The organism is Acinetobacter sp. UBA3106 (assembly GCA_002365595.1).
Lineage (GTDB): Bacteria > Pseudomonadota > Gammaproteobacteria > Pseudomonadales > Moraxellaceae > Acinetobacter.
Genome location: DFAM01000019.1, coordinates 76,030 through 89,102 on the forward strand (window position 1 = coordinate 76,030; position 13,073 = coordinate 89,102).

General features: G+C 40.6%; 18 protein-coding genes. 13 read left to right on the forward strand and 5 right to left on the reverse strand.

What is annotated here, in order from left to right:
* Positions 1-3: 3 nt before the first annotated feature.
* Positions 4-837, reverse strand: a complete 834-nt coding sequence (locus B4C48_RS11730; protein ID WP_291356697.1) for a lysophospholipid acyltransferase family protein — start codon at positions 835-837, stop codon at positions 4-6.
* Positions 838-1,198: 361 nt separating this feature from the next.
* Between B4C48_RS11730 and hflX the strand changes: the two genes are divergently transcribed.
* From hflX to B4C48_RS11770, 8 genes are all read left to right on the forward strand, one after another.
* Positions 1,199-2,530 carry a ribosome rescue GTPase HflX gene (hflX, locus tag B4C48_RS11735; RefSeq protein WP_291356699.1) on the forward strand — a complete coding sequence of 444 codons (1,332 nt, stop codon included), beginning with the start codon at positions 1,199-1,201 and terminating at the stop codon, positions 2,528-2,530.
* Positions 2,531-2,573: 43 nt separating this feature from the next.
* Positions 2,574-2,945 (forward strand): hypothetical protein, encoded by a 372-nt coding sequence (locus B4C48_RS11740; protein WP_291356701.1) that lies wholly within the window; start codon positions 2,574-2,576, stop codon positions 2,943-2,945.
* Between the two features lie 9 nt (positions 2,946-2,954).
* Positions 2,955-3,629, forward strand: coding sequence for an LrgB family protein (locus B4C48_RS11745; RefSeq protein WP_291356703.1), 675 nt, complete (start codon positions 2,955-2,957; stop codon positions 3,627-3,629).
* A gap of 86 nt (positions 3,630-3,715) precedes the next feature.
* Entirely contained in the window at positions 3,716-4,162 is a 447-nt protein-coding gene (locus B4C48_RS11750) for a DUF2147 domain-containing protein (RefSeq protein ID WP_291356705.1), read from the forward strand.
* A gap of 162 nt (positions 4,163-4,324) precedes the next feature.
* A complete protein-coding gene (locus B4C48_RS11755) occupies positions 4,325-4,771 on the forward strand; it encodes a DUF2147 domain-containing protein (RefSeq protein ID WP_291356707.1) in 447 nt (148 codons plus the stop codon).
* 149 nt (positions 4,772-4,920) lie between these two features.
* Positions 4,921-5,370 (forward strand): DUF2147 domain-containing protein, encoded by a 450-nt coding sequence (locus B4C48_RS11760; RefSeq protein ID WP_291356709.1) that lies wholly within the window; start codon positions 4,921-4,923, stop codon positions 5,368-5,370.
* Between the two features lie 164 nt (positions 5,371-5,534).
* Positions 5,535-5,984 carry a DUF2147 domain-containing protein gene (locus B4C48_RS11765; RefSeq protein ID WP_291356711.1) on the forward strand — a complete coding sequence of 150 codons (450 nt, stop codon included), beginning with the start codon at positions 5,535-5,537 and terminating at the stop codon, positions 5,982-5,984.
* 157 nt (positions 5,985-6,141) lie between these two features.
* Positions 6,142-6,591: a DUF2147 domain-containing protein gene (locus tag B4C48_RS11770; RefSeq protein ID WP_291356713.1), complete on the forward strand. Its 450-nt coding sequence runs from the start codon at positions 6,142-6,144 to the stop codon at positions 6,589-6,591.
* A gap of 61 nt (positions 6,592-6,652) precedes the next feature.
* On the opposite strand, the gene B4C48_RS11775 is transcribed toward B4C48_RS11770, so the two are convergent.
* The 4 genes from B4C48_RS11775 to B4C48_RS11790 form a co-directional block, all read right to left on the reverse strand.
* Positions 6,653-7,486 (reverse strand): symmetrical bis(5'-nucleosyl)-tetraphosphatase, encoded by an 834-nt coding sequence (locus B4C48_RS11775; RefSeq protein ID WP_291356732.1) that lies wholly within the window; start codon positions 7,484-7,486, stop codon positions 6,653-6,655.
* A 15-nt stretch (positions 7,487-7,501) separates the two neighbouring features.
* A complete protein-coding gene (gene rsmA / locus B4C48_RS11780) occupies positions 7,502-8,314 on the reverse strand; it encodes a 16S rRNA (adenine(1518)-N(6)/adenine(1519)-N(6))-dimethyltransferase RsmA (RefSeq protein WP_291356715.1) in 813 nt (270 codons plus the stop codon).
* 19 nt (positions 8,315-8,333) lie between these two features.
* Positions 8,334-9,302 (reverse strand): 4-hydroxythreonine-4-phosphate dehydrogenase PdxA, encoded by a 969-nt coding sequence (gene pdxA / locus B4C48_RS11785; protein WP_409449796.1) that lies wholly within the window; start codon positions 9,300-9,302, stop codon positions 8,334-8,336.
* A gap of 79 nt (positions 9,303-9,381) precedes the next feature.
* Positions 9,382-9,807 (reverse strand): hypothetical protein, encoded by a 426-nt coding sequence (locus B4C48_RS11790; RefSeq protein ID WP_291356717.1) that lies wholly within the window; start codon positions 9,805-9,807, stop codon positions 9,382-9,384.
* Positions 9,808-10,022: 215 nt separating this feature from the next.
* Between B4C48_RS11790 and rplM the strand changes: the two genes are divergently transcribed.
* From rplM to B4C48_RS11815, 5 genes are all read left to right on the forward strand, one after another.
* A complete protein-coding gene (rplM, locus tag B4C48_RS11795; RefSeq protein ID WP_004811299.1) occupies positions 10,023-10,451 on the forward strand; it encodes a 50S ribosomal protein L13 in 429 nt (142 codons plus the stop codon).
* Positions 10,452-10,463: 12 nt separating this feature from the next.
* Positions 10,464-10,850, forward strand: coding sequence for a 30S ribosomal protein S9 (gene rpsI / locus B4C48_RS11800; protein ID WP_291356720.1), 387 nt, complete (start codon positions 10,464-10,466; stop codon positions 10,848-10,850).
* Positions 10,851-11,188: 338 nt separating this feature from the next.
* Positions 11,189-11,839, forward strand: coding sequence for a glutathione S-transferase N-terminal domain-containing protein (locus tag B4C48_RS11805; RefSeq protein ID WP_291356722.1), 651 nt, complete (start codon positions 11,189-11,191; stop codon positions 11,837-11,839).
* A 12-nt stretch (positions 11,840-11,851) separates the two neighbouring features.
* On the forward strand, positions 11,852-12,283 hold the full coding sequence (locus B4C48_RS11810; RefSeq protein WP_291356724.1) for a ClpXP protease specificity-enhancing factor: 432 nt from the start codon (positions 11,852-11,854) through the stop codon (positions 12,281-12,283).
* Positions 12,284-12,302: 19 nt separating this feature from the next.
* Positions 12,303-12,959 carry a hypothetical protein gene (locus B4C48_RS11815; protein ID WP_291356726.1) on the forward strand — a complete coding sequence of 219 codons (657 nt, stop codon included), beginning with the start codon at positions 12,303-12,305 and terminating at the stop codon, positions 12,957-12,959.
* Positions 12,960-13,073: the final 114 nt, after the last annotated feature.

Consider the following 13,073-nt stretch of genomic DNA (forward strand, 5'->3'; position numbering starts at 1 on the left):
CCCTCATGACTGCTTGGCTAGAAGTGTTGAAGATGACGTTTTCAGCACTTTTTGCTGTAGTCGGGCTAAGCCTTCAATCATTTGTGTTTGCACTTCCTGAGTCAGGCTTTCAACAGTATGTCCCTGAACCGCAATTGCCGGTAATGCCATTAAATGTGCGGTGACTTTGGGCATTTCCAGCACTTTTTTGACATGTTCAGCAAAACTGATATTGCCTACAAACGGCGCGACTGTATCGAGTTGCCCATCCTGATTGACATAACAAATCAGGCAAATTTGTACTGGACGATTTGCTTCAATGGCAGAACCTAAAATCCGGCCATAAATTTTTTTAATTTTGCTGCCATCTGAAGTGGTAGCTTCTGGAAAAAACAGCACAGGAATATTCTGTTTTAAAAATGTGGTAATTTGCTCTTTAATTTTAATCGAATCACCAGAACCACGTTTAATAAATAATGTGCCACCGCCCTTGGCCAGTTTCCCAAATAAAGGCCATTTTTCAATTTCAGCTTTGGCTAAAAAGAACACCCGCGCTCCTGAACCCAGAACTGCTACATCCAGCCAGGAAACATGATTGCTCACCCATAAAGCCGGTTCACGTGGAATCACGCCATGTACCTGAATTTCAAGGTTAAAGACTTTACATAACTGACGGCAAAAATGCTGTACATAACGGGTATTACACGGATTATTCGGGTCTTTATATAAACGGTGGCGAAAAACCAGATAAAATCCTTGAATAATCGCCCCTAAACCAGTCACTAATTTTTTGCTATACAAGAAAAATTTAGACAGGCCATTTAACGATGAAGTTTCTGTTACAGAGGATTGAGTCATAGATTGATCACTAATTACCAGCTACAGCGTTTAATCATTTATTTGCTGTCATTCTATACTGTTCATTTTAATCTTGCATTGATCATACCCGCCGGAACTGGCTATTTTTTTATAATATCTAAGATATAAAACCCATAAGTGATTTATTTTCCTAAAAAATATTGGAGATCTAGGCTGGTTTGAAAAATACAGAAACCAATTTCTTATCAATAGCCAAACATTGTTGAATAGCTTTTGATAACAACCTTTTATTGAATGAATATCTTGTTACGATGCTTTGTTATGTTTTTGCTATTTCTCACTATATCGGCACTTTTTCTACTAAAATAAATCTTTAATCATGCAGTAGAGATCATCCTTAGTGGAATATTTTGAGCAACATCAGGGTAGTGAACGAACAATCTTGGTGAGTGTATCGGTACAGCAGTTAGACGACCTGGATGCAGAAGAATTTCATTTATTGGCCGAATCTGCCGGTGCTGAGATTCTCGAACATATTACCGCTCAACGTATAAGACCTGATCCCAAACTGTTTATTGGTTCTGGCAAAGCAGAAGAAATTGCCGCTCTGGTACAGGACTTAGAAGCCAGCCTGGTCATTTTCGACCATTCTCTGACCCCGGCTCAAGCCCGCAATTTAGAAAAAATCATGCAATGCCGTGTGGTTGACCGTACCGAACTGATTTTAGATATTTTCGCCCAACGCGCCCGTACCTATGAAGGTAAACTGCAAGTTGAATTGGCACAGTTACAGCACCTCTCCTCACGTTTAGTCCGTAGCCGGGGTAATCTCGACAGTCAAAAAGGCGGGATTGGCTTACGTGGCCCGGGTGAAACCTTGCTTGAAACTGACCGCCGCTTACTGCGTATCCGCATGGGGCAACTCAAAACCAAGCTGGATAAAGTTCGTCAAACCCGCATGCAAGGCCGTGTTGCACGGCAAAAAGCCGCGGTTCCGACCGTTTCTTTAGTCGGTTATACCAATGCCGGTAAATCCACCCTGTTTAATATTCTGGCCAAGAGCGATGTGTACGCGGCAGATCAGCTGTTTGCAACACTAGACCCCACTCTGCGCCGTTTGGAATGGGATGGCATTGGACGTCTAGTGCTAGCAGATACTGTCGGTTTCGTGCGTAATCTTTCGCATTCTTTAGTCGAGTCCTTTAAGGCGACTCTGGAAGAAACCTTGGAAGCTACCCTGCTACTTCACGTGATTGATTCTAGCAGCCCGGATATGCTGGAACAGATTGAAGCGGTAGAATCCGTTTTAAAAGAAATTGGCGTCAATGTGCCGGTACTGCGCGTTTACAACAAAATTGATATCAGTGGCGAAGATGCCAAAATTGTCTATGCCAAACCGCACCTGCCCGATCGTGTCTATGTTTCGGCGCATTCCCAGCAAGGACTAGACCTGTTACGTCAAGCAGTGCAAGAATGTCTGATGGGCCAAATGCAAAGTTTCGAGCTGATGTTAAAGCCTGCATATGGCAAATTGCGTACCCAACTGTATGCACTGAATGTGATTCAATCTGAAAATTATGATGATGCCGGTAATCTGCATTTGCATGTGATTATGGCACCGCAAAAGCTTGAACAGCTGATTAAACAGGCGCATTTACCCATAGATGAAATTCTTGGACATAAAGCTGCACAATTTGAGCGGCCGCTTGAAGAATTTGAAATAAAAAGATAAATCAGTTAAAACGTGATAAGTGTAATTATAATACTTGGTAAAAATGGACTGGATAAAAACAATCGACTGGCCGGCCTGGATTGGCACACTGGCATTAATCATCTGCTTCCGCGAAGGAGCAGTATGGTTAACCACACAATTTCATCATCCTGAACTGGGCAATCTGGTGGGCTTGATCAGCCTGTTGGTGACCTTATTTATTTGGAGAAATTTCAATAAATTACCGACTCGTTTGGTCGATACCAATAACAAGATTATGAAAGAAAGTGCTTTTGCCTTTTTACCGATTAGCGCAGGTTCATTGCTTATGCTGACCCAGATGGGCAAAGAAATGCCGGCTTTTCTACTGGTGATGTTTATCAGCACCCTGATCCCCCTGTGGGTCTATGCAAAAATGTCCAAGCGCTGGTTATAGGGAAATTATATGTTTGCAGTACTCTCCGGTTTTTTCATTACCCTGATTGCCTATCTTGTCGCAAAACCGATTAATAAACGCCTGCCACAAATTCCGGTCATTGTGATTGGGATGTTTTTGATTATTGGACTGTTGTTTGTATTCGGAATTCCTTATACATCCTATATGGCTCAGGTCAACCCACTGTTTAATCGCCTTTTAGGTTATGTCACCGTCGCATTGGCCATTCCCCTGGCGGCCATGCGTTATGATGATTTGCCACTGAAAGCCATGCTCGGAATTCTGGTTTTTGCCAGTATCAGTGCGGTCGCGTTACCGATGGGGCTTGCCTATTTATTACATATGACCGATTCAAGCATTATGGCATTTGCTACTCGTGCCGTAACCACACCCATCGCCATTAATATTGCCACCCTGCTCCATGCGCCTATTAGTATGGTCATTCTTATTGTGATTTTATCCGGCGTAATTGGAGCAGCCTTTTCTCCCTTGATCCTGCGGCATATTAATGATGAACGTGCATCAGGTCTGGCTTTAGGCTTGGCGGCTCATGCTATTGGCACAGCTCAGGCATGGCAAAGAGGCAGCGTCGCAGGACGCTATGCTGCGTTTGGTATGGCAGTAAATGCTGTATTTACCGCCATCTGGTTACCGACATTTATACTTTATTTGCAAAATATGTGACTGATGAATCACCAATAAACATTTGTAGAGTCAAAATTTAACCTTATGATAAAAAATATTTTATAAAATTATCATAAGGTTTTTTGATGAAAAATTTTAAAATTTTAGCCGCCCTTCTTCTTTCTGCCAGCAGTAGCACTATTTTTGCTGAAGACATTTCGGGAACCTGGAAAAACATTGATGATAAAACCGGTTCTTCAAAAGCGATCCTTGAAATTCGTCAAGAAAGTAACGGCACTTATACGGCGAAAATTGTAAAGGTAACGCCTCGTCCGGGTTATACCCCTAAAGAAACCTGTGTGAATTGTCCTGCACCTTATACCAATAAGCCTATTTTAGGTATGGATGTCGTAAAAGGTTTAAAACCGGCCGGTGGATCCAATTTTACTCAGGGCAAGATTATCGATCCCCTTACTGGTCATGTCTACAGTATGAAAGCGAAATTAAGTCCAAACGGTAAACGCTTAACCTTGCGTGGTTATGTCGGTGTTTCAGCATTGGGCCGCAGTCAGACTTGGATTAGAAACGACTAAATATGACAAAAAGCCGCACTATGTGGCTTTTTTATTCACTGATATACAAATAAATCACATTATTTTTCATTATTATGAAGCAATGGGTTGACTAATATTTAAACGACAACTATATCTTTAATACAGACAAGAAAAATATTTTCCACACTCCCAGGAGTTAATATGAAGAAAAATCTATTATTTGCTGCTTTTGTTGGTGTAGTTTTCAGTGGGAATGTGTTGGCAAATGATCTTAGCGGAACTTGGAAAACCATTGATGATAAAACCGGTTCGGCAAAAGCGATCCTTGAAATGCGTCAGGAAAGCAATGGGACTTATACGGCAAAAATTATCAAAGTAACTCCACGTCCGGGTTATACCCCTAGAGAAACCTGTGTCAATTGTCCGGCACCTTATACCGATAAACCCATCTTAGGCTTAGATATTTTAACGGGGTTGAAATCTTCCGGCGAGAATCAGTTTGTGAATGCCAAAGTGCTGGATCCACTGAACGGTAAAATCTATAGCGGCAAAGCAAAGCTTAGTCCTAATGGTAAACGTCTTACTCTCCGCGGTTATGTCGGTGTGTCCGCACTTGGCCGCAGCCAAACCTGGATTAAACAAGATTAAATTGTGCAGATTACAGGTCAGCATAAATGGGTAGATAATACGAATAAGCAACTAAAAATGTTATTCTCAAAGATCGCTTAATTTCGTATTTCTGCCCCCACTTTAAATAAGTCAACAGGATCGCTGACTTATACAAATGAGGGAATGTTATGAAAAAATTAGCAATCACCGTTACATGTGTCGTAGCGCTATCAAGCAGTTTTTCAGTTTTTGCTCAGGACATCATTGGTACATGGATTCAAATTGATGATAAAACAGGTTCACCTAAAGCACTGATTGATATTCAAAAACAAACAGATGGGTCTTATTCCGGAAAAATTATCAAAGTCACCCCACGCCCAGGTTATAAGCCCCGCGAAACATGTTTCCAATGTCCTCCGCCCTATACCAATCAGCCTATTTTGGGATTAGAAGTTTTTAAGGGTCTAAAACATGTCGATGGCAATAATTATGCAAACGGTCGGGTACTTGATCCTTTAACCGGAAAAATATATGGCTTGAAAGGACGAATTACCCCTAACGGTAAACGTTTTATCTTACGTGGTTATATAGGAATTTCTGCTTTGGGCCGAACCCAGACCTGGATTAGAAACGACTAAATATGACAAAAAGCCGCACTATGTGGCTTTTTTATTCACTGATATACAAATAAATCACATTATTTTTCATTTTGATGACACGCGATATTGACTAATTTCCAAACGATCCTAATATGGTTTTTATAGATTATAAAAAATTACTCACCACAACCGTAGGAAATTATATGAAAAAAAATATCTTACTTACTGCTCTTGCCGGTTTAGTTTTTAGTGGGAATGTATTGGCACAAGATCTATCGGGTACTTGGCAACAAATTGATGACAAAACCGGTTCACCTAAAGCTATTATTGAAATTCGTAAAGATGCGAATAATACCTATGCCGGTAAAATTGTTAAAGTGACACCTCGCCCAGGTTATACACCACAAAAGACATGTAACAAATGCCCTGCACCCTATACCAATCAGCCTATTTTAGGTATGGATGTACTGACTGGATTAAAGCATGTTGAAGGTACAAATAACTATGAAAAAGGCCGGGTCATCGATCCGTTGGCAGGCAAAATTTATGATGCCAAAGTTCGACTGAATGCGAATGGAAAACGCCTCACCCTACGTGGTTATATTGGGATCTCAGCACTAGGCCGCAGTCAAACCTGGCTGCGTCTGGATTAAGCCCGATTTATTATGCTAAGAAGCCACTCTATGCAGTGGCTTTTTCATGTAAAAAGGAATTCTTTTTTTTAATTTATTCAGTACAATATTGACTAATATTTTAATCTATCTAATATATCGACTTTGTAAAAAGTGAACCAATTTTTGAAGGTCTGATATGTACAAAAATCTATTGCTTGCGACTTTAGCGAGTGCACTTTTTAGTGCTCATGTTTTTGCCGAGGATATCTCTGGAACATGGCAACAGATTGATGATAAGACCGGTTCAGCCAAAGCCATTATTAAAATTGATAAAGAAGCCAATAACACCTATACCGGTAAAATTATTAAGATTACCCCTCGTCCTGGCTATACTCCGCGTGAAACATGTAATAAATGCCCTGCTCCGTATACCAACGATCCAATTTTGGGTATGGAAATTATTAAAGGCCTAAAGCATGTAGCAGGAACCAATAACTATGAAAAAGGTCGGGTGATTGATCCCTTAGCCGGAAAAGTTTATGACGCAAAAGTCAGACTGAATGCGACAGGTAAACGTTTAACTTTGAGAGCTTATATGGGTGTGTCCACCTTAGGACGTAGTCAAACCTGGATTCGACTAGACTAAATCGATACTGATAAAAAAAGCCACATCATGTGGCTTTTTTTATTTTTGCTGATCTGAGTGATTACATTACCGGATTATCGACTTTAAACAGCTGTTTATCTTCCAGACGGTAAGCAATCAACTGCTTACCCCAAACACAGCCACCATCGACATTCTGAATCTGTGAATTAATGGTTTTACCCTGTAAGGCTGCCCAATGCCCAAAAATCAATTGATGGGTTTGGGCTGCTTTGGATTCAAACTCAAACCATGGTTGAAAACCTGCTGGCATCGGATCATCCAGTGAATCTTTAAAGCTGAACTCTAGACGACCTTCGCTGTTGGTTAAACGCATACGGGTTAAATAGTTGGTAATGCAACGTAAACGTGCATTACCCTCTAGATCATCCGACCAAAGATCAGGTTCTTTGCCATACATATCAGCCAGGAAAGCATCCACCACGCTAAAATCGTCGTGTGCAATCACTGCTTCAATTTCTTTGGCGAAGGCAGCAGTTTGCTCTGCGGACCAAAGGCAAGGAATACCGGCATGCGTCAATATGGTTTGCTCATTCGGAAATAAACATAAAGGCTGTTTACGCAACCAGTCAATCAAATCATCGCTATCAATCGCATCAATCACATCGCGGGTATTGTCTTTTTCTTTCAGCTCTTTTAAACCACGTGCACATGCTAAAAGCGTCAAGTCATGATTACCCAATACCGTCGCTGCAACACCACGATCAACCAGCTTTTTTACAAAACGTAATGCACCAATCGAGTTTTCACCCCGGGCCACCAGATCGCCTGCAAACCAGATAAAATCTTGATCCGGATCGAACTTAATTTCTTTCAACAAAGCTTTTAAGGCTTCGAAGCAGCCCTGAACATCACCAATCACATAATTGTATCGAATATTCGACGCTGTCACTTAATCCACCATTTGATCTGCTAATGCAACAAATTGAGCCAAAGTTAAAGTTTCTGGGCGCGCCATTGGGTCTACACCAGCTTTCTCAAACCCCTCTTCAACCAACATACTTTTTAAACTATTGCGTAAAGTTTTACGACGCTGGGTAAAGACATGGGAAACCAGACGGGCCAAGGCTTTTTCATTTTTAGCTACAATCGGTTTAACAGCGTATGGTTCTAAACGGAATACCGCAGAAGTTACTTTAGGCGGTGGATTAAATGAACCCGGAGGTACTTCAAACAGGAAAGTTGGTTTACAGAAATACTGAATCATCACCGACAGACGGCCATATTCTTTGGTATTTGGCGATGCGGTAATACGATCCACCACTTCTTTTTGCAACATGAAGTGCATGTCTTTGACTTTGTCACCAAATTCCAAGAGATGGAACAACAAGGGCGTGGAAATATTATACGGTAAGTTGCCAACCACACGTAATGGACGACCTTCTGCAAATAAATTGGTGAAGTCATATTTCAGTGCATCGGTTTCAACAATGGTTAAACGCTCAGGATGCGGCACACGACCCGGTAAACCTGCCGCCAAATCACGGTCTAATTCAATCACGGTTAAAGCATCACATTCACCAATTAAGGGTGAAGTGAGGGCCGCGAGACCAGGACCAATTTCAACAATATTTTCACCAGCACGCGGATTGACTGAGCGGACAATTTTGGCAATTACACGTTGGTCATGTAAAAAGTTTTGACCAAAACGCTTACGCGTATGATGCCCTTCATCTTTTGGGTTTAAGGCATTAATTTGATACATAAAAGAGTTCCAACGTGAATTAATAACGTGCCAGATCAAGTGCTAAATCGACAGCAACGTGCAAACTTGAACTTTTTGCCAGTCCAGTACCTGCAAGGGAGAGTGCTGTGCCATGATCGACGGATGTACGGATAAACGGTAAGCCTAAAGTAATATTGATGGCTTCACCAAAACCTTGTGATTTTAGCACAGGTAAACCCTGATCGTGATACATCGCCAAAACAGCATCGGCATCTTTTAAATTTTCTGGGGTAAATAAAGTATCCGCAGGCAAACTCAGACTCATATTGATGCCTTTTGCACGATAACTTTCCAGTACGGGATTAATCACTTCTATTTCTTCCATACCCAAATAGCCGCCCTCACCGGCATGTGGATTAAGACCACACACCAGAATATGAGGATGTTCAATTTTGAACTTGGTTTTCAGATCATGAATCAGAATATCAATCACCTGATGCAAACGTTCTTGGGTAATCGCATCTGCTACCGCACGTAACGGAAGATGAGTAGTTGCCAGCGCCACACGTAAGGTTTTGGTAGCGAGCATCATGACCACACGATCAACGCCAGCAAATTCTTGGTAATACTCGGTATGCCCACTGAAATGAATCCCGGCATCATTAATGACAGATTTTTGCACCGGTGCAGTTACTACTCCTACACTTTTACCAGTCATGGCATAGTCTGCAGAGCGACGTAACTGTTCCAATACATAGGCTGCGTTTTGAGCATTGAGTTGACCGAGAATTACTTCGGTCGCTAAAGGTACATGCTCCACATAGAGTTGCCCTTCAGCGGAAAATGCTGTCTGGGCCTGATACTCAATCAGCTCTACCTGAACATTTAATTTTTCTGCGCGTTGTTTTAATAAATTCATGTCAGCCAGAACCACAATGGGACGCTCATCAACACGATCGGCCAAACTTAAACAAATATCTGGACCAATACCCGCGGGTTCACCACTGGTGACATATAAAGGAAGCATGACTGACCTATACAGATTCATTGAGTAGGATTATTTTACTGAATCCAAAACAGAAATACCGTTTCTTTTCATTATATATTTAGGAGGCAGGTGGAATAAAAACGCCTGATAAGTACGCAACAAATAACGCAATATAGGTCAATACAGCAATTACAGATAAGACTGTAGCATAGATGAGGAAGCGATAAATTAAGGAAGGAATATAACGATACAGCGAATAAAGAGCAGTGAAAAGCAATAGCATCAATATGCAGTAGGCCCAAGGTGCTGCAAGAACAAACAAAGCAATGCCATAAATTAAAATGGGTAAAAGAGCTACTCCCCAAGAAATAGCTACCATCAAAGCCAATAACACAAACATAGTCCACACCGCAGAATTTGGCTGAATAATGATAAAATACAAAGGTATATATAGAGTTGGAATGACATGTGCCAGTAGCATCAACCCGATACATTGTATCTTGGTCGCTTGCGATGAATTTTTTATTTTTGCTGTAATTTTCATGAAAATTTTTGCTTAATATTTTTATATCTATGTATAAATGAAGAATTAACATGAAATCGTAAAAACAACTAGTTAAATTTCGAACAGAGGCTTATAATACAGCGCTTGAAATTTTATATTTTCATTGTGGTTCTGCTGTCTTTCAGGTAGAATTCGGTCTCCTTTTGTTTGGACAGATTCCACCGTCCAAACCAACTATAATAGGTAGTGGTTTAATGAAAACTCTCAGCGCTAAGCCAGCTGAAGTTCAACACGACTGGTACGTTGTTGATGCTTCTGGCAAAACTTTAGGTCGTCTTGCGACTGAAATCGCTCGTCGTTTACGCGGTAAGCATAAAACTTCTTATACTCCTCACGTTGACACTGGTGATTACATCGTAGTGATCAATGCTGAACAAGTTCAAGTGACTGGTAAAAAATCACTTGATAAGAAATATTATCGCCATACTGGTTTCCCTGGTGGTATTCGTGAAACTAATTTCGAGAAATTAGTTGCTCACAAACCAGAAGAAATTTTCCAACGCGCTGTAAAAGGCATGTTGCCAAAAGGTCCTCTTGGTTATGCAATGATCAAAAAAATGAAAGTGTACGCTGGTACTGAGCATCCACATACTGCTCAACAGCCACAAGTTTTGGACATCTAAGGGATACAGCACATGGCTACTAACTATGGTACAGGTCGCCGTAAGACCGCAACTGCACGTGTTTTCCTATCAGCTGGTACTGGTAAACTCGTAATTAACAACCGTTCTTTAGAACAATATTTCGGTCGTGAAACTGCTCGTATGGTTGTTCGTCAACCTTTAGAGCTTTTAGAAGTTACTGAAAAATTTGACCTTTACATCACTGTTGCTGGTGGTGGTATTGGTGGTCAAGCTGGCGCTATCCGTCACGGTATTACTCGTGCCTTGATCGCTGCTGACGAAACTTTAAAACCTGCTCTTCGTCAAGCTGGTTTCGTTACTCGTGATGCTCGTGAAGTTGAACGTAAGAAACTTGGTTTACGTAAAGCTCGTAAACGTCCTCAATTCTCTAAACGTTAATTCGTTTACCGAATCGGACAGAAACCCTGGAATTTCCAGGGTTTTTTTATGGCAGGAATTTAAGTCATGATTCATCACGGATCTAAACCTTACTATTGTTCGTGAACATCTTTACCCCATACTCCTTCATGGCACCAGAACGATTTACTCAGATAATAGTTTGCAACACCTATAAAAATAAACAGTAAAGCAATCGCTAGCTTAATCAGCATATTCTTTTCCTCCAGTTGTTTTTTCTTATAATCTATCCTGCTTCAGTCTGATTCACCTTTTATGCTTCGTGCTTTTTAGGTTGAATTTTAGTATCCTATTCTATTCATTTATCATTGCTTCGGATTATGTCAATCGAAAATGCACCTCCACAAGGAATCACGCTTTACAGTCATGCGGATGATTTTCGCTCCCACTGGATACGTTATGTACTTGCAGAGAAGCAAATCAAATATAATCTAATTATTGTCGATGAAGATGATGAAGACCTCGCCAGTCTAAATCCTTATAACCAGCTCCCGATGATGATTGAGAATGAGCTTAAGCTCTTCAATAGTGGCATTATTTCCGAATATCTAGACGACCGCTACCGTCAAAACAAACTCTATGCCGATGCTCCAATGCCACGAGCAGAACAACGTCAATATATCTGGCGTTTTGAACAGGACTGGTTAAAACTGGCGGATATCATGCTGCGTCATCCAGATACACTGAATGAACAAGAGAAAACAAAAGCTCAAAAGCAACTCAGAGATACCCTGATTTCCCTTACGCCTCTTTTTCAACATTTCCCCTATTTTATGTCTGAAAATTTTACAATTTTAGATTGTATGCTGGCACCTATTTTTATACGGTTAAAGGCGATGGGTATCGAATTGCCTAAACAGCATTGCCGTCCTATTCACTTATATTGTCAACGAATTTTTAGTCGACCTGCATTCATCAAATCTTTAACCATGCAGGAAAAGAACCGCTACAGCGAATTTTTAGCAAATTAATCGAGTACCACCATGTCTGAACAAGAATTGAATCTCACGCCTACCCGTCCTTATTTAGCACGCGCTATCTATGAATGGATTTGTGACAATAACCTGACCCCATATTTATTGGTGGATGCAACTCAACCTAATACCATGGTACCGGAACAATTCATTCAGGATGGCCAGATTGTTTTAAATATAGTTCCTCACGCTGTTCACAAGTTAACGATGAGTAATGATGCAATCACCTTCTCTGCGCGTTTTGGTGGCATTTCACGTGACATCTATGTACCCTTAAATGCAGTGCTGGGTATTTATGCACGTGAAAATGGACAAGGGTTATTCTTTGATCCAAGTGAATATGAAGGTACCCAAATTGCTGAAGATACTTTAAAATCAACCACAACTTCAGAAGAAACTGAACAACCTAAGAAAAAACCGAGCCTACGGTTATTAGATTAAAATAAGAGGGAGCAAGTGCATGGCTTTTGATTTAGTACAATATTTTGCTGAGCAGATTAACACTCAAAAGCCTCAGCTTCTCGAACACTATTCTAGAGAAGATCGAAAAACTCATCTGTTAGAAATTAATGCGCTGGTATTAGGGAAACTTATTTCACTTTGGCGCACCAATGATAAAAAAGTTTATCAAGAAATTTCTTCACCAGATGATCTGTTTATTCAAGAGATCGCACGACATCTTACGACATCTTCAAAAAATCAGTCCAGCTTGCCTAAAGAAGACTTGGAACAAACAGTTGGCGAAATATTAAGATTACAATTGGCAGAGCTGAAACAACTCAACGATATAGGAAACCTAAATATCAGAGGATTACATGAACTGATTTTAGGACAGATTGAACATTTATCTGGTCAGGCTTCCGATTGGGTTTGGTCAACAAATAATCTAATAGAGTTAAAAGGCTCTAAACCGATTGAGCAAGAAGAGATATCATTAGACTCAACAATGAAGGAGTTTAATCAAATGGTTAGCCAACAACATTCACATGATGAAGCGAATATCAGCCAAGAAGCTGTAACATATACAGTTCGAGGGTGGTCTAAGGTTTTTGAACCGATTGTTGCACTTATAATTCTTTGGGTTTTATATAGCGCTGCCACCCAAATGTTTAACTAAGATATTCATGTTATTCATTAAAAAGATCGCCTATATGGCGATCTTTTTATATCTCTTGCCTAGCTGAATAATTTTTAGCACCTGTTATCCCCCACATAAAAAAACACCCCCTTC